Genomic DNA, 20977 nt, shown 5'->3' with positions numbered 1-20977 from the left:
GGTACTTGGCGCTAAGCTAATGGCAGGTTGACGTTTACGTCAAGGGGCGGCGGATTCGGTGTCTGTGTCGGCCCCATCGCCAGCAGGCTGACTCCTATAGCCATGCGCGCAACACAGGCACATGTGGGAGCCAGCCTGCTGGCGATGAACGATGACGCGCAGAAAAGCCCTACACGCTGTCCAGCTTCTTCTCCTGCGCCGTCACCTGCTGGCACAGCTCGATCATCTGTTCGCGCATCCAGCGGTTGGCCGGATCCTGGTCGGTGCTTTCGTGCCAGTACAGGTGGGTCTCCACCGGCGGCACATCGTTGACCGGCAGGTTGAACGTCAGCAGGTCATGGCGGCGGGCGAAGCGTTCCGGGACGGTCATGACCATGTCGGTCTGCTGCAGCACCTGGGACGCCATCAGGTAATGCTGGGAACGCAGGGCGATCTTGCGCTGGATGCCCATCTTGCCCAGCGCCAGGTCCACATAGCCCAGCCCGTTGCGCCGGCTGGAGATGTGGATGTGGGTCAGCCCCAGGTAGTCGTCGAGGGTGACCTTTTCCTTGCCCGCCAGCGGATGGCCCTTGCGCATGGCGCACACGTAACGGTCTTCCATCAGCTTGACGTGGCGCACCTGCGGGTCGGTGTTGAGCGGGGCGTCGACGGCGAAGTCCAGGCGTCCGGCCGCCAGTTCCTTGGTGGTTTCCCGGCGTTTGGACAGGAAGCTTTCGATGACCACCGTCGGCGCCAGGCGCCGCAGGCGCTGGAACAGCGGCGGCAGGATCACGGCTTCCGTGAGGTCGGTCATGCTGATGCGGTAGGTCTTGACGGCCTGGGCCGGGTTGAAGATCCGGCTTTCCTGCACCGACACCCGCAGCAGCGAGAGCGCGTTGCGCACCGGGCCGATGATGTTCTGCGCCATGGGCGTGGGCACCATGCCCTGGGCGGTGCGCACGAAGAGCGGGTCGTTGAAGGTCTCGCGCAGGCGGGCCAGGGCGTTGGACACCGCCGGCTGAGTGATGCCGACGATCTGCCCGGCGCGGGTCAGGTTCGCTTCGGTGTAGATCGCGTCGAAGACGATGAAAAGGTTGAGGTCGACCTTGCTCAGATTCATTGCGCGGCTTCTCTTGTTTTGTAGGCGGCCCGGAAAATCAACCGATCATATATCGGTGATGAATGTTTATACATGCCGAGAATAGGCTAGGTAAATTATCAGCGCTGTTCTAGCATCGATTGCATGATCTGAACAACCTCTCACCAAAAGGTAGTGCCCATGGATTTCGCTTATTCGCCCAAGGTTCAGGAACTGCGTGAGCGCGTGACCGCGTTCATGGACACTTACGTTTACCCCGCCGAGGCCGTGTTCGAGCGCCAGGTGGCCGAAGGCGACCGCTGGCAGCCGACGGCGATCATGGAAGAGCTCAAGGCCAAGGCCCGGGCCGAAGGCCTGTGGAACCTGTTCCTGCCGGAATCGGAACTGGGCGCCGGCCTGACCAACCTCGAATACGCGCCGCTGGCGGAGATCATGGGCCGCTCGCTGCTGGGCCCCGAGCCGTTCAACTGCTCGGCGCCGGACACCGGCAACATGGAAGTGCTGGTGCGCTACGCCAACGAAGAGCAGAAGCAGCGCTGGCTCGAACCGCTGCTGCGCGGCGAGATCCGCTCGGCGTTCGCCATGACCGAACCGGACGTCGCGTCCTCCGACGCCACCAACATGGCCGCCCGGGCCGTGCGCGACGGCGACGAGTGGGTGATCAACGGCAAGAAGTGGTGGACCTCCGGCGCCTGCGATCCGCGCTGCAAGATCCTGATCTTCATGGGCCTGAGCAACCCGGACGCGCCGCGTCACGCCCAGCACTCGATGATTCTGGTGCCGGTGGACACTCCCGGCGTGAAGATCGTCCGGCCGCTGCCGGTGTTCGGCTACGACGATGCGCCCCACGGCCACGCCGAAGTGCTGTTCGACAACGTGCGGGTGCCTTACGAAAACGTGCTGCTGGGCGAGGGGCGCGGCTTCGAGATCGCCCAGGGTCGCCTCGGCCCGGGCCGGATCCACCACTGCATGCGTTCGATCGGCATGGCCGAACGGGCACTGGAACTGATGTGCAAGCGCTCGGTGAGCCGCACCGCGTTCGGCAAGCCGTTGGCGCGCCTGGGCGGCAACGTCGACAAGATCGCCGACTCGCGCATGGAGATCGACATGGCGCGCCTGCTGACGCTGAAGGCGGCGTACATGATGGACACCGTCGGCAACAAGGTGGCCAAGAGCGAGATCGCGCAGATCAAGGTCGTGGCGCCGAACGTCGCGTTGCGGGTGATCGACCGGGCGATCCAGATCCATGGCGGGGCCGGGGTGTCGAACGACTTCCCGCTGGCCTACATGTACGCGATGCAACGCACCCTGCGCCTGGCCGACGGCCCGGACGAAGTGCACCGCGCGGCCATCGGCAAGTTCGAGATCGGCAAGTACGTGCCCAAGGAAATGCTGCGCAGCGAGCGCTGAGCCGGCGCTTTGTTGTGGCGAGGGAGCACGCTCCCTCGCCCGACGCTCAGTAGACCCACACCTCCACCCGCCGATTCTTGATCCGCCCCTCGTCGGCGTTGTTGGCCGCCACCGGCATCAGCGCGCCGAACCCCCGCACCTCGCGCAGCGTCACTCCGTTTTTCACCAACTCCCGCCGCACCGCCATCGCCCGCAGCTTCGACAGCAGGTCGGCCCTTGCCGGATCGTCCTTGGCGTCGCCGAAGCCCACCAGGGTCACCGCCCGGTCGGTCTTGCCGTGGCGTTGCAGGTAATCGAGCACCCGGGCCAGGTCTTGGCGGGCCTTGTTGTCCAGGCTGGCGCTGCCTTCTTCGAAACGGAAGTTCACCGTCAGGCGCTGGGCGTGGCGGCTGAGGGATTGATAACCCTCGGGCATCAACGCGTTCGGGGAGACGGCGATGGGATGGATGGTCTGGGCGATGAACCCGTTGGCCGCCACGATCGCCTGGCCTTGAGGGCTTTGCGCGAACGCCGCCAACGCCATGGCCCAAGGGTTCTGGCTGGCGGGCGGCAAATAGAAGAACAGGCGCCGGGACAGCGGGTAGTCCTCGGTGGCGATCAGCCCCGGCAACGGTGGCATGGCCTGGGACTGGCCATCGATGATCGCCACCGCTTTGGCTTGGCGGATGTAAGGCAGGCCGATGAAGCCGATGGCCTGCGGGTCGGCGCTCACCGCGTCGGACAACTGCTCGCTGGACTCGAAACGCTTGGCTGCGCTGCTCAAGGTCTTGCCGCGTCCGCTGAGCACCAGTTCCTTGAAGGTGTCCCAGGTGCCGGACTGATCATCCCGCGCATACAGGTGGATCGGCCCGCCGCTGGCGCCGACGGCTTCCCAGGTCTTCGCCTCGCCGCTGAAGATCCGGGCCAGCTGTTCGGTGTCCAGTTGCCGCACGGGGTTGTCGGGGTGAAGGATGATCGCCAGACCGTCGATGGCGATCACCTGTTCGGCGGCGGGGCTCTTCAGGTCGCCGAGGGCTTGCAGGGCGGCCAGTTCGCTGTCCTTGACCGGGCGCGACGACGCTGCGAGGTCGGCGCCGGCGCTCTTGAGCGCGGTGAAGCCGGTGCTGGAGCCATGGGCGGCGATCTCCACCACCACGCGCTGGCCTTGGGCGGTCTGGCCGACGATGCGTTGTTCGTTGGCGGTGTCCGGGTCTTCGTGGTGGATCTTGAGCAGGCCTTGCTCTTGCAGCAGCCCTTCGACCAGCGCAGGCCCCAGCGCCGCGCCGATGGTGTTGGAACCCTGGATGCGCAGCGCCGGGCCGTGTTCCGGGATCGGCAAGCCGTCGGCGCAGGCCATCGCCGGCAGCCAGGCGCCCAGCACAAGGATCAACAGAACACGCAGGGTCATGCCGGCACCGTTTGCGGCCAAGGGGATTGCCGGGGAGATTAAGTCAGAAGGGTTTCGGAAAAATGACAGCGGCCCCACAGGATCTGCGGTCACCGCAAAACCTGTGGGAGCGAGCCTGCTCGCGATGAGGCCGTTTCAGTCACCGTTGCGGCGACGGGGTGGACGCTGTCGCCGCCCGGAGCAGGCCCGCTCCCACAGGTGGGGATCAGCTCAGCTCAAGCCAGATCGGCGCATGGTCCGACGGTTTTTCCATGCCGCGCAGCTCGTAGTCCACGCCCGCCGCCTTCACCCGCGGCAGCAAGGCCTGGGAGGTGAGGATCAGGTCGATGCGCAGCCCGCGCTTGGGCTCGTCCTCGAAGCCGCGGCTGCGGTAGTCGAACCAGCTGAAGGTGTCGGCCACGTCCGGGTTCAGGTGCCGGAAGCTGTCGGTCAGGCCCCAGTTCTTCAGGCGCGCCATCCACTCGCGCTCCTCGGGCAGGAAGCTGCATTTGCCGGTCTTCAGCCAGCGCTTCATGTTGTCCGGGCCGATGCCGATGTCGCAGTCCTCCGGGGAAATGTTCACGTCGCCCATCACCACCAGCGCCTGATCGTTCTTGAACTGGCTTTCCAGCAGCTGTTGCAGGTCGCTGTAGAAGCGCTGCTTGGCCGGGAACTTGGTCGGGTGGTCGCGGCTTTCGCCCTGGGGGAAGTAGCCGTTCATGATGGTGACCTGTGTGCCGTCGGCATCGGCGAAGGTGCCCCAGATGAAGCGGCGCTGGGCGTCTTCCTCGTCGGTGGCGAAGCCTTTATGCACGGCGATGGGCGCCTGGCGCGAGAGCAGGGCGACGCCGTAGTGGCCTTTCTGGCCGTGGAAATGCACGTGGTAGCCCAGGGCGCGGATCTCTTCCAGCGGGAACTGGTCGTCGTGCACCTTGGTTTCCTGCAGGCCGATGACATCCGGCTGATGTTTCTCGATCAGCGCCGTCAACTGATGCGGACGGGCGCGCAGTCCGTTGATGTTGAAGGAAACAATCTTCATGGTCGGCAGTCCTGGCAAAAGGGCGATGCTAGCTGACATGTGGGATGGGGGCCAGTGTGGGGTAGGGGGATTCGCGGTGTTCTGTCAGATGTGCGTTGTCCTGACGTGGTCTATACCTTTTGGGAACTGCGCCGCCACCGGCAGGTTCGTACCAACAAGAGCGCCGCCGCAGCCGCGCCACCGGGGAGAATCACCGCCATGCCTGAGACCTCGACCGCCATCGCCGACATCCACATGCTCGACCGCGGCTATTCCCGCGAGGCGCGATCGCTGCTGTACCAGGCCTACCGTCATGAGCCGACGTTCGCCTACCTGTTCGAGGCCGAGCGCCCGGGCTACGAGCAGCGGGTGCGGGCCACGGTGCGCGAACTGGTCAAGCAGCATTTCGCCCAGGAGCTGCCGGCCATCGGCCTGCTGGTCAACGACCGCCTGATCGGCATCGCCCTGATCGCGCCGCCGCAGCGGCGGCTGGGCGTCACCGAGAGCTGGGCCTGGCGCCTGCGCATGGTGCTGAGCACCGGTCTGCGCTGCACCCGGCGCTACCTGGAATACCACGCCGCCGTGGCGGCCTGCGTACCCGGCGAGGCGGTGCATGTGCTGCCGCTGCTGGGCATTCACCCGCAGTTCCAGGGCAAGCATTTCGGCGAGCAGTTGCTGCAGGCGGTGCACAACTGGTGCGCGGTGGACGAGCACTCCCGCGGCGTGGTGCTCGACAGCGGCAACCCGCGCTATCTGGCGTTCTACCAGCGCCAGGGCTATGAAGAAATCGGTGAGGTGGCGGTCGGGCCGGTGCGCGAGCATGTGTTTTTCCATGCCAATCCGCAGGTGTTACATACTGCAACGGCTTGAGGGGCGAACTTTCCGCGCACCCCAAGGCTCTATCACGCTCCCGAGCTCGTGATAGCATCCGCGCCTATGAAGTTTCCAGGAAGATTTACCGGTGGCGTGCTCCTGCTGTTAACCAGCTGCGCGGCGCTGGCGCAAAGTGAATTGGATGTGCGGGTCAAACCGTCCAACGATGAACTCAAGGCCAATATAGAAGGCTATATCGGCAGCCTCGGCGACCGCGACGAAGAAGCCTTGCTGCGCTTCAGCCGCGGCGCCGAAGAGCAGGCGCGCAAGGCTGCCCAGGCCTTGGGCTATTACCAGCCGCAGATCGACAGCGAAGTGAAGGGCGGCGACAAGCCGCGCCTGGTGCTCAAGGTCGATCCGGGCGAGCCGGTGCGCCTGCGCAACGTCACCGTGCGCATCGACGGCCCGGCCGCGTCGCTCAAGGTGTTCCGCGTACCGAAAAGCGACGCGCTCAAGCCCGGTTCGGTGCTCAACCATGGCCGCTACGAAGACGCCAAGCGGCTGATCCAGAACCAGGCCTCGCGCTACGGTTTCTTCAGTGGCCGCTTCACTCGTCAGAAGCTGTCGGTCGATCCCCGCGCCGGCGTCGCCGACATCGAACTGATCTACGACAGCGGCCCGCGCTATGCGCTGGGCCCGGTCAAGTTCGAAGGCGACACGCCATTCGACGAAGACCTGCTGCAACGCATGGTGCCGTTCAAGGCCGGCGAACCGTACGATTCGGAGCTGATCGCCGAACTCAACCGGGCCCTGCAATCGAGCGGCTACTTCGAAGGCGTGCGCGTCGATGCCGCGCCGACGGCGGCCAAGAACGACGTGATCCCGGTGGACGTCAAGCTCGACACCCGCAAGCCGCGCACCATGGGGCTGGGCCTGGGCTACTCCACCGACGTCGGCCCGCGGGTCAAGGCCAACTGGACGCGCCATTGGGTCAACCCCCAGGGCGACAGCTACGGCTGGGAGGCCGAACTGTCGGCGCCCCGGCAGAACGTCGGGCTGTTCTACGACATCCCGCTCGACCCGCCCTTGACCGACAAGCTGCGCTGGGCCGGCGGTTACCAATACGAAGACATCGACGGCTCCGACACCCTGAGCAAGCTGCTCACCTTCGGCCCGGAGTGGCACAGCAAGCTGCCCAGCGGCTGGCAGCGGGTGATCTCGCTGAAATGGCAGCGCGAGGAATACCAGCTCGGCGATGACTCCGGCCTCAGCAACCTGCTGATGCCCGGCATCAGCTATGCGTACCTCAAGAGCGACAACCGCATCGACCCGCACAACGGCTATCGCCTGGCGTTCGAAAGCAAGGTGGCGAAGGAAGGGCTGGGCTCGGACAACAACCTGTTGTACGGCACGGCGCTGGTCAAGGGCCTGACCACGGTGTTCGACAAGCACCGTTTCCTCGGACGGGTGCAGGTCGGCGGCAGCGCCACCAACGGCTACAAGTCGGTGCCGCCGTCGCTGCGGTTCTTCGCCGGCGGCGACCAGAGCGTGCGCGGCTACGACTACCAGAGCCTGTCCCCGGAAAACGCCAAGGGCGACCGCATCGGCGGCCGCTACATGGTGGCCGGCAGCGTCGAGTACCAATACTCGATCGCCGAAAAGTGGCGGGTGGCGACCTTCGTCGATCAAGGCAACTCTTTCAACAAGCTCGAACTGCCGAACCTCAAGACCGGGGTCGGCATCGGGGTGCGCTGGGTGTCGCCGGTGGGGCCGATCCGCCTCGACCTGGCCCACGCGCTGGACGACGACGGCGGCATCCGGCTGCACTTTTCGATGGGGCCTGAGCTGTGAAGCGTGCTTTGAAGATTTCGCTGCTGGCGCCCGGGGCGCTGGCGCTTTTGCTGGTGTCGGGCGCTGGGCTGGTGCTCGGCACTGAGGCGGGCAGCCGCTGGGCGTTGGGCCTGGTACCGGGCCTGAGCGTGGACAATTTCCAGGGCCGGCTCGGCGGGCAGTGGAGCGCCGATCACCTGCTGTGGCAACAGGACGGCAACCGGGTCGAGCTGGACCGGCCGGTGTTCGAGTGGTCGCCGCTGTGCCTGGCCCGCATGACCCTGTGCATCGAACAGCTCAAGGCCGGACAGGTGCGCCTGCACTTTGCGCCGGGCACGGAAACCACCGAGAGCGGCCCGGTCAAGCTGCCGGATCTGCAACTGCCCGTGGCCATCGAGCTGGGCGACGTGCAGGTCGACAGCCTGTTGCTGGACGGCAATGAACAGCTCAAGGACTTGCGCTTGGCCGCGCACTGGACGGCCAAGGGCATGCAGATCGACAACGTGCAGTTGCAGCGCGACGACCTGAGCCTGAAGCTGGCCGGCCTGCTGCAACCGACCGGCGACTGGCCGCTGACCGTCGAAGGCCAGCTGACGCTGCCGGCGCCGGGCACCGAACCGTGGACGCTGGCGCTGAAGGTCGACGGCGACCTGCTGAAAACCCTCAATCTGCACGCCGACAGCCACGGCTACCTCGACGGCCAGTTGAGCGGCGAACTGCAGCCGCTGGCGGAACACCTGCCCGCCAAGGTGCGCATCACCAGCGACGCCTTCAAGCCGAGCGCCGATCTGCCGGACACCCTGCAATTCAACCAATTGCTGCTGACCGGCGAAGGCGACCTGAAAAACGGCTACCGCCTGCAAGGCAACGCCACGCTGCCCGCCGAGCAAGGCCCGGTGGCGCTGGTGCTGCAAGGCCAGGTGGATGCCAGCGGCGCGCAGATCGCCGGCCTCGACCTGAACGCCAACGACAAGCAAAGCCTCAAACTCACCGGCCATGTCGACTGGAGCAAGGGCCTGAGCGCCCAGGCCAACATCGACTGGCGGGACTTCCCGTGGCATCGGCTCTACCCGGAGATCGACGAGCCGCAAGTCGCCTTGCGCACCTTCACCGGCGAAGTCTCCTACACCGACGGCCAGTACCTCGGCAATTTCGCCGCCGCCCTGGACGGCCCGGCGGGGGCGTTCAGCCTGAGCAGCCCGTTCAGCGGCAACCTCAAGCAAGTCTTTCTGCCGCAACTCAAGCTGGAGGCCGGGCAGGGCAAGGCCGAGGGCTATGTGAACGTGCAGTTCGCCGACGGCATTGCCTGGGACACCGCGCTGGAACTGTCGGCCCTCAACCCGGCGTACTGGCTGGCGGAGCTGCCGGGCACCCTGGCCGGGCCGCTGAAAAGCAAAGGCGAGATGAAAGGCGAACGCCTGAGCCTCAACGCCGACCTCGACCTCAAGGGCAAGCTGCGCGGTCAGCCGGCGGTGCTGCAAGCCAAGGCCGACGGCGCCGGCGAGCAATGGAACCTCAACGCCCTGCAGATCCGCCTCGGCGACAACAGCATCAGCGGCAAGGGCAGCCTGCAGCAGAAGTTCACCGGGCAGATCGACATCAAGCTGCAACGCCTGGCCCAGCTCTGGCCGCAACTGCGCGGGCAGGTCAATGGCCGGGTCGATGTGGCCGGCACGCTCAAGGCGCCGCAGGGCAAGCTGGATCTGCAAGGCTCGCAACTGGCGTTCCAGGACAACCGCCTGCAAAGCCTCAACCTCGACGCCACCCTCGACGGCGCGCAGCGCGCGAAGATCGACCTCAAGGGCAGCGGCATTCAGGCCGGCGACACCTCGCTGGGCACGCTGACCGTCAGCGGCCAGGGCGACATCCGGCAGCAGAAGCTCAACCTCGACCTGCTCGGGCCGAAGCTCAAACTGGCCCTGGGCCTGGACGGCAATCTGGACAAGGGCAACTGGCGCGGGCGCCTGGCCAGCAGCGACATCCAGGCCGGCGGCCAGGACTGGAAGCTGCAAGGGCCGGCGAAGCTCGAACGCCTGGCCGACGGCAAAATCAACTTCGGCGCCCATTGCTGGATCTCCGGCAACGCCAGCCTGTGCGGCGAAGACCAGCGGCTGATGCCCGACCCGAAACTGCGCTACCACCTCAAGCAATTCCCGATCGAAAGCCTGGCCGCCTGGCTGCCCAAGGATTTCGCCTGGCAGGGCCGGCTCAACGCCGACCTGCAACTGGACCTGCCGGCCAGCGGCCCCAACGGCCTGATCAGCGTCGACGCCAGCGGCGGCACCTTGCGGGTGCGTGAAAAGGACCAGTGGCTGGACTTCCCGTACCAGACCTTGCGCCTGTCCAGCAAACTCACGCCCAAGCGCATCGACACCGACCTCAACTTCGTCGGCGGCAAACTGGGCGAGCTGATGGTGCAGGCCCAGCTCAACCCGCTGCCGAAGAACAAACCCTTGAGCGGCTCGTTCCGCTTGACCGGGCTGGACCTGTCGGTGGCGCGGCCGTTCGTGCCGATGGTCGAGAAACTCACCGGGCGCCTGAACGGCGGCGGCACGGTGTCCGGCGGCCTGCTGGCGCCGCAGGTCAACGGCACCGTGCAGTTGAGCGACGGCGAAGTCTCGGGGCCGGAGCTGCCGATGGAGTTGCAGGCCCTGCAGCTGCAAGCGGTGATCGCCGGGGAAAGCGTGCAACTGAACGGCGGCTGGAAAAGCGGCAAGGCCGGGCAGGGCAGCCTGAACGGCAATGTCGCCTGGGGCCAGGCGCTGGCGGTCGACCTGGCGCTCAAGGGCACGCAGTTGCCGGTCACGGTCGAACCTTACGCCAAACTGGAAGTGGCGCCGGACCTGAAGATTTCCATGGCCGGCGACGAACTGGCCATCGCCGGCAAGGTGATGGTGCCCAAGGGCGAGATCACCGTGCGCGAATTACCGCCATCGACCGTGAAAGTCTCCGATGACACAGTCATCGTCGGCCAACAGACCGAAGAGGGCAAAACGCCGCTGGCCATGAAGATGGACATCGACGTGATCGTCGGCCAGGACAAGCTGAGCTTCGCCGGGTTCGGCCTCACCGCCAACCTGCAAGGCCAGGTGCACATCGGCGACAACCTCGACACCCGCGGCGAACTGTGGCTCAACGACGGCCGCTACCGCGCCTACGGCCAGCGCCTCAACGTGCGCCGGGCGCGGCTGCTGTTCGCAGGCCCCATCGACCAGCCGTACCTGGACATCGAAGCGATCCGCCAGACCGACGACGTCATCGCCGGCATCCGCTTGAGCGGCAGCGCCGAACAGCCGACCACGCAGATCTTCTCGGAACCGGCGATGAGCCAGGAGCAAGCGCTGTCCTACCTGGTGCTGGGCCGTCCGCTGAGCAGCAACGGCGAGGACAACAACATGCTCGCCCAGGCCGCGCTGGGGCTGGGGCTGATGGGCAGCTCCGGGGTCACCAGCGGGCTGGCCAAGAACCTGGGGATCCAGGATTTCCAGCTCGACACCCAGGGCAGCGGCAACACCACCAGCGTGGTGGCCAGCGGCAACATTTCCGAGAAGCTCAGCCTGCGCTACGGCGTGGGGGTGTTCGAGCCGGCCAACACCATTGCCTTGCGCTACAAACTGAGCAAGAAGGTTTACCTCGAAGCCGCCAGCGGCGTGGCCAGTTCGCTGGACATCTTCTACAAGCGGGATTTCTAGGCCGCTCACTCCGAAACCGAGTCGTTCCCATCGCGGGCAAGCCCGCTCCCACAGGTTCCTGGGTCGTATACACAATTAGTGCACGACGCCGAACCCTGTGGGAGCGGGCTTGCCCGCGATGGCGTCCGCCTGTGCGCAACCAAAGACCCAGTCCAACAGTCAACTAATAACAAAGCAACCTAACGATTGCGTTGACATTCGCTGCCTAAGCAGTAATATCTCGTCACACATTCACTGCCTAGGCAGTCATTAGGTGCGCAAATGAAGCATTTCACCCCCGACGAATTCAAGAACTGCCATCTGGGCCTGCTGCTGGGCCGCGCCGCGTTGCTCAAGGACCGGATCATCGATACCCACATGGAGCCCCACGGCATCACCGCCGCGCAGTTCAAGGTGCTGATCATCGTGGCCCAGTACGGCGTCGATACACCGGCCGAGCTGTGCCGGCACCTGTCGCTGGACAGCGGTTCGATGACCCGCATGCTCGACCGTCTGGAGCAGAAAGGCTTCCTGATCCGCCAGCGCAGCGAAGACGATCGCCGTCAGGTGCGGCTGAAGCTGACGGAGCAGGGCCAGCAACTGGCCGACCGCCTGCCGCAGATCGGCGCCGACGCCATGAACGAACTGGCCGGGGCGATCACGCCCGACGAGCTGGTGACCCTGCAACACATCCTCAAGAAAATTCTGCTGGCCGCCGGCGACTCGATCACCGTGCTGCGCCTGGGTGAGCACAATGAGCGGTAAGACCTTGCGCAGCGGCGTGACGCTGCTGCTGTCGGCGATGATCCTCGCCGGCTGCGCCAACTACAGCGGCCTCGAAACCGAAGGCGTGCGGCTCGACGCCAAAAGCCTGAAGGCAGGACAGTCGCTCGACGGCGTGACCCTGTCGCCCGCCGCCTGGCCGAAAAGCGACTGGTGGACCGGCCTCGGCGATCCCCAGCTCGACGGCCTGATCCGCGAAGCCCTGCGCGACAGCCCGGACATGCAGATCGCCGAAGCCCGCGCCCACCAGGCCAACGCCGCCGCGTCCGCCGCCGATGCCGAACGCTACCCGACCCTCGACGCCAGCGCCGGCATCAGCCGTTCGCGCCTGGCCCGCGACCAGGATCCGCGGGGGCAGGGCGGGGCGTACTCCACCGTGCGCAACCTCAGCGCCGGCTTCAACTACAACTTCGATCTGTGGGGCGGCCAGCGCGATGCGTGGGAAGCGGCCCTGGGCCAGGCCCGCGCCGCCGAAGTCGACCGCCAGGCCGCGCAACTGACCTTGGCCGCCGACGTGGCCCGGGCCTACAGCGACCTCGGTCAGGCGCACATCGTCCATGACCTGGCCAGCGAAGACCTCAAGCGCACCCGGCAGATGCTCGACCTGAGCGAGCGGCGCCTGCGTTCCGGCATCGACAGCCAATACCAGCTGCAACAGACCCAAAGCCTGGAGGCCAGCTCCGAAGCCAGCCTGGTCGACGCGGAAAAACGCCTGAACAGCGCCAAGATCGCCCTGGCCGTGCTGCTCGGCAAAGGCCCGGACCGCGGCAACGAAATCGCCCGGCCGAACGTCCTCAAGGCCAGCGCCGTGGCGCTGCCGTCGGTGCTGCCGGCCGAACTGCTCGGCCGTCGCCCGGACCTGGTGGCCGCACGCTGGCGCGTGGAGGCCGCGAGCAAGGACATCGCCTCGGCCAAGACGCGCTTCTACCCCAACCTGAACCTGACGGCCGCCGCCGGCGCCGAGTCCTTGCTGGGCGACGCGATGTTCGGTTCCGCCAGCCGCTTCTTCAACATCGCGCCGACCCTGTCCGTGCCGATCTTCGACGGCGGACGCCTGCGGGCCAACCTCGACGCCAAGGACGCCGACTACGACCTGGCGGTGGCGCAGTACAACAAAAGCCTGGTGAAAGCATTGGGCGATGTCAGCGACAGCCTCAACCAGTTGCGTGACATCGGCCGGCAGATCGGCGCCCAGCAGCATGCGACCGAGATCGCCCAGGAGTCCTACAACACCGTCGTCCAGCGTTACGGTTCCGGCATCGGCAACTACCTGGACGTGCTCAGCATCGAGCAGCAACTGCTGCAGGCCCAGCGTCAGCTGGCCAGCCTCAATGCCGAGCAGATCGACCTGTCGATTCAACTGATGCAAGCGCTGGGCGGCGGCTTCCAGGGTGACACCCTGAGCGCAGCCAACGCCGTTCCAGCCACGCCGCACAACTAATTCAAGGTACTTGCCATGGCCACTGCGCAAAACACTCAAGCTCAAGACAACGCTCAAGACACCGGCAACCCGCGCAAGCGCAAGGCGATGCTGGCGGGGCTGGCCGTTGCGGTCGCCGTCGCCTGCGCCGGCGTCTGGGGCTATCACCAGTTCTACGGCCGCTTCAGCGAAAGCACCGACGACGCCTACGTCAACGGCAACGTGGTCGAGATCACGCCGTTGGTGACCGGCACCGTGGTCAGCATCGGAGCCGACGACGGCGACCTGGTGCAAGAAGGCCAGGTGCTGGTGAACTTCGACCCGAACGACGCCGAAGTCGGCCTGCAGAGCGCCCAGGCCAAACTGGCCCGCACCGTGCGCCAGGTGCGCGGCCTGTACAGCAACGTCGACGGCATGAAAGCCCAGGTCAACGCCCAGCAGGCCGAAGTGCAGAAGGCCCAGGACAACTTCAACCGCCGCAAGAACCTCGCCGCCGGCGGGGCGATTTCCCAGGAAGAGCTGTCCCACGCCCGTGACGACCTGACCTCGGCGCAGAACGCCCTGGCCAACGCCAAGCAGCAACTCAAGACCACCAGTGCGCTGGTGGATGACACCGTGGTGTCGTCGCACCCGGACGTGATGGCCGCCGCCGCCGAACTGCGTCAGGCCTACCTGAACAACGCGCGCAGCACGCTGATCGCGCCGGTCACCGGTTATGTCGCCAAGCGCACCGTCCAGCTGGGCCAACGCGTGCAGCCGGGCACCGCGCTGATGGCGGTGATCCCGCTGAACCAACTGTGGATCGACGCCAACTTCAAGGAAACCCAGTTGCGCGACATGCGCATGGGCCAGCCGGTGGAGATCGAGTCGGACATCTACGGCAGCGACGTGAAATACAGCGGCACCGTGGACAGCCTCGGCGCCGGCACCGGCAGCGCGTTCGCCCTGCTGCCGGCGCAGAACGCCACCGGCAACTGGATCAAGATCGTCCAGCGCGTGCCGGTGCGCATCCACATCAACGCCGAAGAGCTGGCCAAGCATCCGCTGCGCGTGGGTCTGTCGACCAACGTCGAGGTCAACCTGCACGACCAGAGCGGTCCGGTGCTGGCCCAGCAGCCGCCGCAGAAGGCGTCGTTCACCACCAGCGTGTATGACCGTCAGCTGTCCGAGGCCGACGCGATGATCACCCAGTTGATCCACGACAACAGCGCCGCCGTCAGCAAGACCGCGCAACGCTGACACCCTCCCGGTGGGAGCGGGCTTGCCCGCGAAGGCGACCATCCCGGCAACGCAGATGCCGGCAAGAGCGTCGCCCTCGCGCGCCCGCTTGCTCCTACAAACAGGCTCCAAGGATCCGCAATGAGCAATAACGCCTCTTTTGCGCCGCCCAGCCTGGTGCTAAGCACCATCGGCCTGTCGCTGGCGACCTTCATGCAAGTGCTTGACACCACCATCGCCAACGTGGCGCTGCCGACCATCTCCGGCAACCTCGGCGTGAGTTCGGAGCAGGGCACCTGGGTGATCACCTCGTTTGCCGTGAGCAACGCCATCGCGCTGCCGCTCACCGGCTGGCTGAGCCGGCGCTTCGGCGAGGTGAAGCTGTTCCTGTGGGCGACCATGCTGTTCGTGCTGGCCTCGTTCCTGTGCGGCATTTCCACGTCGATGCCGGAACTGATCGGCTTTCGCGTCCTGCAAGGGCTGGTGGCCGGTCCCCTGTACCCGATGACCCAGACCCTGCTGATCGCGGTCTACCCGCCGGCCAGGCGCGGCATGGCCCTGGCGTTGCTGGCGATGGTCACGGTGGTGGCGCCGATCGCCGGCCCCATCCTCGGCGGCTGGATCACCGATAGCTACAGCTGGCCGTGGATCTTCTTCATCAACGTGCCCATCGGGATCTTCGCGGTGATGGTGGTGCGCCAGCAACTGGCCAAGCGGCCGGTGGTCACCAGCCGTCAGCCGATGGATTACGTGGGGCTGATCTCATTGATCATCGGCGTCGGCGCGTTGCAGGTGATCCTCGACAAGGGCAATGACCTGGACTGGTTCGAGTCGAGCTTCATCATCATCGGCGCGGCGATCTCGGTGGTGGCGCTGGCGGTGTTCGTGATCTGGGAAATGACCGACCGGCACCCGGTGGTCAACCTGCGCCTGTTCTCGCACCGCAACTTTCGCATCGGTACGCTGGTGCTGGTGTTGGGCTATGCCGGGTTCTTCGGCATCAACCTGATCCTGCCGCAGTGGCTGCAGACCCAGATGGGCTACACCGCCACCTGGGCCGGGCTGGCGGTGGCGCCGATCGGCATCTTGCCGGTGGTGCTGTCGCCGTTCGTCGGCAAGTACGCGCACAAGTTCGACCTGCGCCTGTTGGCGGGGCTGGCGTTCCTGGCGATCGGCCTGAGCTGCTTCATGCGCGCCGAGTTCACCAACGAGGTGGACTTCCAGCACGTCGCCCTCGTGCAGCTGTTCATGGGCATCGGCGTGGCGCTGTTCTTCATGCCGACCCTGAGCATCCTGATGTCCGACCTGCCGCCGCACCAGATCGCCGACGGCGCCGGGCTGGCGACGTTCCTGCGTACCCTGGGCGGCAGCTTCGCGGCGTCGCTGACCACCTGGATCTGGATCCGCCGCGCCGACCAGCACCATGCCTACATGAGCGAAAGCATCAGCACCTACGAGCCGGCCACCCGGGAGGCGCTGAACAACCTGGGCGGGGCGGGCAACCCGGCGTATGCGCAACTGGACCATGTGCTGACCGGCCAGGCCTACATGCTTTCCACCGTGGACTATTTCACGCTGCTGGGGTGGGGGTTCATGGCGCTGATCCTGATCGTGTGGCTGGCCAAGCCGCCGTTCTCCGCCAAGGCGGGGCCGGAGGCCAGCGGCCACTGAGGTGTGCGCTTTGGCGTCCTTGCGGACGCTATCGCCAGCAGGCGCCGCAGGATTAAGGCGCGGGAGAAGGCAACGCCGGCGGCGGAGCGAAATCGAACGGCGCCAGCGCAAAGCCGTTGTCGTCCACCTGCAATGCCCAGCCCTGGCGGTCCCAGTCCCCCAGCACGATCCGCTTGGCCGCCTGGTCGCCCAATTGGAGCTTGTGGATGGCCGGCCGGTGGGTGTGGCCGTGGATCAGGGTCTTCACCCCGTGTTCCTCCATGATCCGCGGGATTTCCTCGGGCGTGACGTCGACGATGTCGTTGGCCTTCATCCGCGTCTGCGCACGGCTTTCGCTGCGCAGCTTGCGCGCCAGCTTGTGCCGCGTGCCCAAGGGCAGGTGGCGCAGGATGAACAGGGTGACGGGGTTGCGCAGGTAGCGGCGCAGCTTCATGTAGGCTTCGTCGCGGGTGCATAGGCTGTCGCCGTGCATCAGCAGGACGGGTTCGCTGTTGAGTTGCACGACACTCGGGTCCTTCAGCAGCGTGCAGCCGGCCTCTTTGCAGAAGGCCTGGCCGAGCAGGAAGTCGCGGTTGCCGTGCATCAGAAAGATTGCGGTGCCGCTGTCGCTCAGTTCGCGCAGGGCCCGGCAGATGGAACGCTGGAACGGGGTCATGGCATCGTCGCCGATCCACGCCTCGAAAAAGTCGCCCAGGATGTACAGCGCACTCGCCGAGCGGGCGCGTCCGGCGAGCAAATCCAGAAACGCCCGGGTGATGTCCGGGCGCTCCTCTTCCAGATGCAAGTCTGAAATCAGCAATATCACGCTTCGATGATCTCGGCTTTCTCGATGATCACGTCGTCTTTCGGCACGTCCTGGTGGCCGGCCTTGGAGGTGGTGGACACGCCTTCGATCTTGTCGACCACGTCGGTGCCTTCAACCACTTTGCCGAACACGGCGTAGCCCCAGCCCTGAACGGTCTTGCCGGTGTGGTTCAGGAAGCTGTTGTCGGAGGCGTTGATGAAGAACTGCGCCGAAGCCGAATGCGGCTCCATGGTGCGGGCCATGGCGATGGTGTACTTGTCGTTCTTCAGGCCGTTGTCGGCTTCGTTCTGGATGCTCGGGCTCTTGTCTTTCTTTTCCGACATGCCCGGCTCGAAACCGCCGCCCTGGATCATGAAGCCCTTGATGACGCGGTGGAACACGACGTTCTCGTAGTGACCTTTCTTAACGTATTCGATGAAGTTGGCCACGGTGATCGGGGCCTTTTCAGCGTTCAGTTCGATGACGATGTCACCGTGGTTGGTGGTCAGTTTGACTTGAGTCATGGTCAGTACTCTTTATAAGGAATTCGTGGTCTTGGAGCCTCAGGCCCCGCAACCGGTTCAGCCGGTTTCGGCCAAGGTGCGCAGTTTAGCGTGACGGGCGCGAATTTCGAGGCTGTTTTTCACCGGTCCGCGATTAAATGCGTTCCTTTTGTGGGGCCTGCTCTGTCAGCCCCTTGACGGCATCGGCTATGATAGCGGCTTTGTTTTGTCTGGCCCCCTCACGGCGGCCGCGCACATGTACGTCAAGGATCCTATGAGCAAGCCCACCGTCGACCCGACCTCGAACGCCAAGACCGGCCCAGCCGTGCCGGTCAATTTCCTGCGCCCGATCATCCAGGCGGATCTGGACTCGGGCAAGCACACGCAGATCGTCACCCGTTTCCCGCCTGAGCCCAACGGCTACCTGCACATCGGCCACGCCAAGTCGATCTGCGTGAACTTCGGCCTGGCCCAGGAGTTCGGCGGCGTCACCCACCTGCGTTTCGACGACACCAACCCGGCCAAGGAAGACCAGGAATACATCGACGCCATCGAAAGCGACGTCAAATGGCTGGGCTTCGAATGGGCCGGCGAAGTGCGCTACGCCTCGCAGTACTTCGACCAGCTGCACGACTGGGCCGTCGAGCTGATCAAGGCCGGCAAGGCCTACGTCTGCGACCTGACGCCCGAGCAGGCCAAGGAATACCGCGGCAGCCTGACCGAGGCGGGCAAGGACAGCCCGTTCCGCGACCGTTCGGTGGAAGAGAACCTGGACTGGTTCGCCCGCATGCGCGCCGGCGAGTTCCCGGACGGCGCCCGCGTGCTGCGCGCCAAGATCGACATGGCCTCGCCGAACATGAACCTGCGCGACCCGATCCTGTACCGCATCCGCCACGCCCATCACCACCAGACGGGCGACAAGTGGTGCATCTACCCCAACTACGACTTCACCCACGGTCAGTCGGACGCCATCGAAGGCATCACCCACTCGATCTGCACCCTGGAGTTCGAAGGCCACCGTCCGCTGTACGACTGGTTCCTCGACAACCTGTCGGTGCCGGCGCACCCGCGCCAGTACGAGTTCAGTCGCCTGAACCTGAACTACACCATCACCAGCAAGCGCAAGCTCAAGCAACTGGTCGACGAGAAGCACGTCAACGGCTGGGACGATCCGCGCATGTCCACGCTGTCGGGCTTCCGCCGCCGTGGCTACACGCCGAAATCGATCCGCAACTTCTGCGAAATGATCGGCACCAACCGTTCCGACGGCGTGGTGGACTTCGGCATGCTTGAGTTCAGCATCCGCGACGACCTCGACCAGAGCGCGCCGCGCGCCATGTGCGTGCTGCGTCCGCTGAAGGTGGTCATCACCAATTACCCGGAAAGCCAGGTCGAGAACCTCGAACTGCCGTGCCACCCGAAAGAGGACATGGGCGTACGCGTCCTGCCGTTCGCCCGGGAAATCTACATCGACCGCGACGACTTCATGGAAGAGCCGCCCAAGGGCTACAAGCGCCTGGAGCCGGCCGGCGAAGTGCGCCTGCGCGGCAGCTACGTGATCCGTGCGGACGAGGCCATCAAGGACGCCGACGGCAACATCGTCGAGCTGCGCTGCTCGTACGACCCGGACACCCTGGGCAAGAACCCTGAAGGCCGCAAGGTCAAGGGCGTGATCCACTGGGTGCCGGCGGCCGCCAGCGTCGAGTGCGAAGTGCGCCTGTACGATCGCCTGTTCCGTTCTCCGAACCCGGAGAAGGCCGAGGACGGCGCCAGCTTCCTGGACAACATCAACCCTGACTCCCTGCAGGTCCTCACCGGTTGTCGTGCCGAACCTTCGCTCGGCAACGCACAGCCGGAAGACCGTTTCCAGTTCGAGCGCGAAGGCTACTTCGTCGCAGACATCAAGGACTCGAAACCGGGCGCACCGGTATTCAACCGTACCGTGACCCTGCGCGACTCCTGGGGTCAGTGATTCAGTCAAGGAATTAACGTGCTTACGATCTACAACACGCTCACCAAGAGCAAAGAAGCCTTCAAGCCGCTGGACGGCAACAAGGTGCGCATGTACGTGTGCGGCATGACCGTGTACGACTTCTGCCACCTGGGCCACGGCCGCAGCATGGTCGCGTTCGACCTGGTGACCCGCTGGCTGCGGTTCAGCGGCTACGACCTGACCTATGTGCGCAACATCACCGACATCGACGACAAGATCATCAACCGGGCCAACGAGAACGGCGAGTCGTTCGAAGCGCTGACCGAGCGCATGATCGCGGCGATGCACGAGGACGAAGCGCGCCTGAACATCCTCAAGCCGGACATGGAACCGCGTGCCACCGACCACATCCCGGGCATGCACGCGATGATCCAGACCCTGATCGACAAGGGCTACGCCTACGCGCCGGGCAACGGCGACGTGTACTACCGCGTCGGCAAGTTCATGGGCTACGGCAAGCTGTCGCGCAAGAAGATCGAAGACCTGCGCATCGGCGCGCGGATCGAGGTCGACGAGGCCAAGCAGGATCCGCTGGACTTCGTGCTGTGGAAAGCGGCCAAGCCGGGCGAGCCGAGCTGGGAATCGCCGTGGGGCGCCGGGCGTCCGGGCTGGCACATCGAGTGCTCGGTGATGTCCACCTGCTGCCTGGGCGAGACCTTCGACATCCACGGCGGCGGCAGCGACCTGGAGTTCCCGCACCACGAGAACGAGATCGCCCAGAGCGAGGCGGCCACCGGCAAGACCTACGCCAACGCGTGGATGCACTGCGGCATGATCCGCATCAATGGCGAGAAGATGTCCAAGTCCTTGAACAACTTCTTCACCATCCGCGACGTGCTCGACAAGTACCACCCGGAAGTCGTGCGTTACTTGCTGGTGTCGAGCCACTACCGCAGCGCGATCAACTATTCGGAAGACAACCTCAAGGACGCCAAGGGCGCCCTGGAGCGTTTCTACCATGCGTTGAAAGGCCTGCCGGCCGTGGCGCCGGCCGGTGGCGAGGCGTTCGTCGAGCGTTTCACCACGGTGATGAACGACGACTTCGGCACGCCGGAAGCCTGTGCGGTGCTGTTCGAGATGGTGCGCGAGATCAACCGCCTGCGCGAAAGCGACATCGACGCGGCGGCCGGTCTGGCGGCGCGCCTGAAGGAACTGGCCAGCGTGCTGGGCGTGCTGCAGCTGGAGGCCGACGACTTCCTGCAGGCCGGCGCCGAAGGGCGTGTCGATGCGGCCGAGGTCGAAGCGCTGATCGCTGCACGCCTGGCGGCGCGGGCCGGCAAGGACTGGGCCGAATCCGACCGCATCCGCGACCAGCTCACCGCCATGGGCGTGGTGCTGGAAGACGGCAAGGGCGGCACGACCTGGCGTCTGGCTGACTGATTGCCGTTGCTTGCCGCAAAACAAAACCCGCCTTGTGCG

General features: G+C 65.5%; 15 protein-coding genes. 10 read left to right on the top strand and 5 right to left on the bottom strand.

The features are described from left to right. Nucleotides 1-169 precede the first annotated feature (169 nt). Nucleotides 170-1099, bottom strand: a complete 930-nt coding sequence (locus CAG33_RS08125) for a LysR family transcriptional regulator (RefSeq protein WP_085579719.1) — start codon at nucleotides 1097-1099, stop codon at nucleotides 170-172. A 159-nt stretch (nucleotides 1100-1258) separates the two neighbouring features. On the opposite strand from CAG33_RS08125, the gene CAG33_RS08120 reads away from it, so the two are divergent. Continuing rightward, the gene (locus CAG33_RS08120; RefSeq protein WP_085630575.1) at nucleotides 1259-2488 is read left to right on the top strand and encodes an acyl-CoA dehydrogenase; all 1230 of its coding nucleotides are present in this window, start codon (nucleotides 1259-1261) and stop codon (nucleotides 2486-2488) included. 46 nt (nucleotides 2489-2534) lie between these two features. Here the strand turns inward: CAG33_RS08120 and CAG33_RS08115 are convergent, their stop codons facing one another. Further along, on the bottom strand, nucleotides 2535-3875 hold the full coding sequence (locus CAG33_RS08115; RefSeq protein WP_085637678.1) for a substrate-binding domain-containing protein: 1341 nt from the start codon (nucleotides 3873-3875) through the stop codon (nucleotides 2535-2537). Nucleotides 3876-4080: 205 nt separating this feature from the next. Beyond that, nucleotides 4081-4893 (bottom strand): exodeoxyribonuclease III, encoded by an 813-nt coding sequence (gene xthA / locus CAG33_RS08110; RefSeq protein WP_085579725.1) that lies wholly within the window; start codon nucleotides 4891-4893, stop codon nucleotides 4081-4083. 198 nt (nucleotides 4894-5091) lie between these two features. Here xthA and CAG33_RS08105 point away from each other — a divergent pair, with 198 nt between their 5' ends. The 7 genes from CAG33_RS08105 to CAG33_RS08075 all read left to right on the top strand — a co-directional run bounded on the left by CAG33_RS08105 (nucleotide 5092) and on the right by CAG33_RS08075 (nucleotide 16278). Then, complete coding sequence (locus CAG33_RS08105; protein WP_085630571.1) at nucleotides 5092-5742, top strand: N-acetyltransferase; 651 nt, start codon at nucleotides 5092-5094, stop codon at nucleotides 5740-5742. 66 nt (nucleotides 5743-5808) lie between these two features. Next, nucleotides 5809-7536, top strand: coding sequence for an autotransporter assembly complex family protein (locus tag CAG33_RS08100; RefSeq protein WP_085579729.1), 1728 nt, complete (start codon nucleotides 5809-5811; stop codon nucleotides 7534-7536). After that, nucleotides 7533-11207, top strand: coding sequence for a translocation/assembly module TamB domain-containing protein (locus CAG33_RS08095; RefSeq protein WP_085637675.1), 3675 nt, complete (start codon nucleotides 7533-7535; stop codon nucleotides 11205-11207). Before CAG33_RS08100 ends, CAG33_RS08095 begins: the two co-directional genes overlap by 4 nt. A gap of 261 nt (nucleotides 11208-11468) precedes the next feature. Next, complete coding sequence (locus CAG33_RS08090; protein WP_085579733.1) at nucleotides 11469-11951, top strand: MarR family winged helix-turn-helix transcriptional regulator; 483 nt, start codon at nucleotides 11469-11471, stop codon at nucleotides 11949-11951. After that, entirely contained in the window at nucleotides 11941-13410 is a 1470-nt protein-coding gene (locus CAG33_RS08085) for an efflux transporter outer membrane subunit (protein WP_085630567.1), read from the top strand. Before CAG33_RS08090 ends, CAG33_RS08085 begins: the two co-directional genes overlap by 11 nt. A gap of 15 nt (nucleotides 13411-13425) precedes the next feature. Continuing rightward, complete coding sequence (locus CAG33_RS08080; RefSeq protein WP_085630565.1) at nucleotides 13426-14628, top strand: HlyD family efflux transporter periplasmic adaptor subunit; 1203 nt, start codon at nucleotides 13426-13428, stop codon at nucleotides 14626-14628. A gap of 120 nt (nucleotides 14629-14748) precedes the next feature. Next, entirely contained in the window at nucleotides 14749-16278 is a 1530-nt protein-coding gene (locus CAG33_RS08075) for a DHA2 family efflux MFS transporter permease subunit (protein ID WP_085579739.1), read from the top strand. 52 nt (nucleotides 16279-16330) lie between these two features. Here the strand turns inward: CAG33_RS08075 and lpxH are convergent, their stop codons facing one another. Both lpxH and CAG33_RS08065 read right to left on the bottom strand, forming a co-directional pair. After that, the gene (lpxH, locus tag CAG33_RS08070) at nucleotides 16331-17083 is read right to left on the bottom strand and encodes a UDP-2,3-diacylglucosamine diphosphatase (protein WP_085637673.1); all 753 of its coding nucleotides are present in this window, start codon (nucleotides 17081-17083) and stop codon (nucleotides 16331-16333) included. Beyond that, nucleotides 17080-17586 (bottom strand): peptidylprolyl isomerase, encoded by a 507-nt coding sequence (locus CAG33_RS08065; RefSeq protein WP_085579743.1) that lies wholly within the window; start codon nucleotides 17584-17586, stop codon nucleotides 17080-17082. The genes lpxH and CAG33_RS08065 overlap by 4 nt, the downstream gene beginning before the upstream one ends. Nucleotides 17587-17839: 253 nt before the next feature. On the opposite strand from CAG33_RS08065, the gene CAG33_RS08060 reads away from it, so the two are divergent. After that, nucleotides 17840-19537, top strand: a complete 1698-nt coding sequence (locus tag CAG33_RS08060; protein WP_085637670.1) for a glutamine--tRNA ligase/YqeY domain fusion protein — start codon at nucleotides 17840-17842, stop codon at nucleotides 19535-19537. Between the two features lie 18 nt (nucleotides 19538-19555). Continuing rightward, nucleotides 19556-20938 (top strand): cysteine--tRNA ligase, encoded by a 1383-nt coding sequence (gene cysS, locus CAG33_RS08055; protein WP_085579747.1) that lies wholly within the window; start codon nucleotides 19556-19558, stop codon nucleotides 20936-20938. The last annotated feature ends 39 nt before the right edge of the window (nucleotides 20939-20977 follow it).

This window comes from Pseudomonas sp. B3(2017) (assembly GCF_002113595.1).
Taxonomy (GTDB): Bacteria; Pseudomonadota; Gammaproteobacteria; order Pseudomonadales; family Pseudomonadaceae; genus Aquipseudomonas; species Aquipseudomonas ekonensis.
This window is presented reverse-complemented; position numbering and strand designations above follow the sequence as displayed.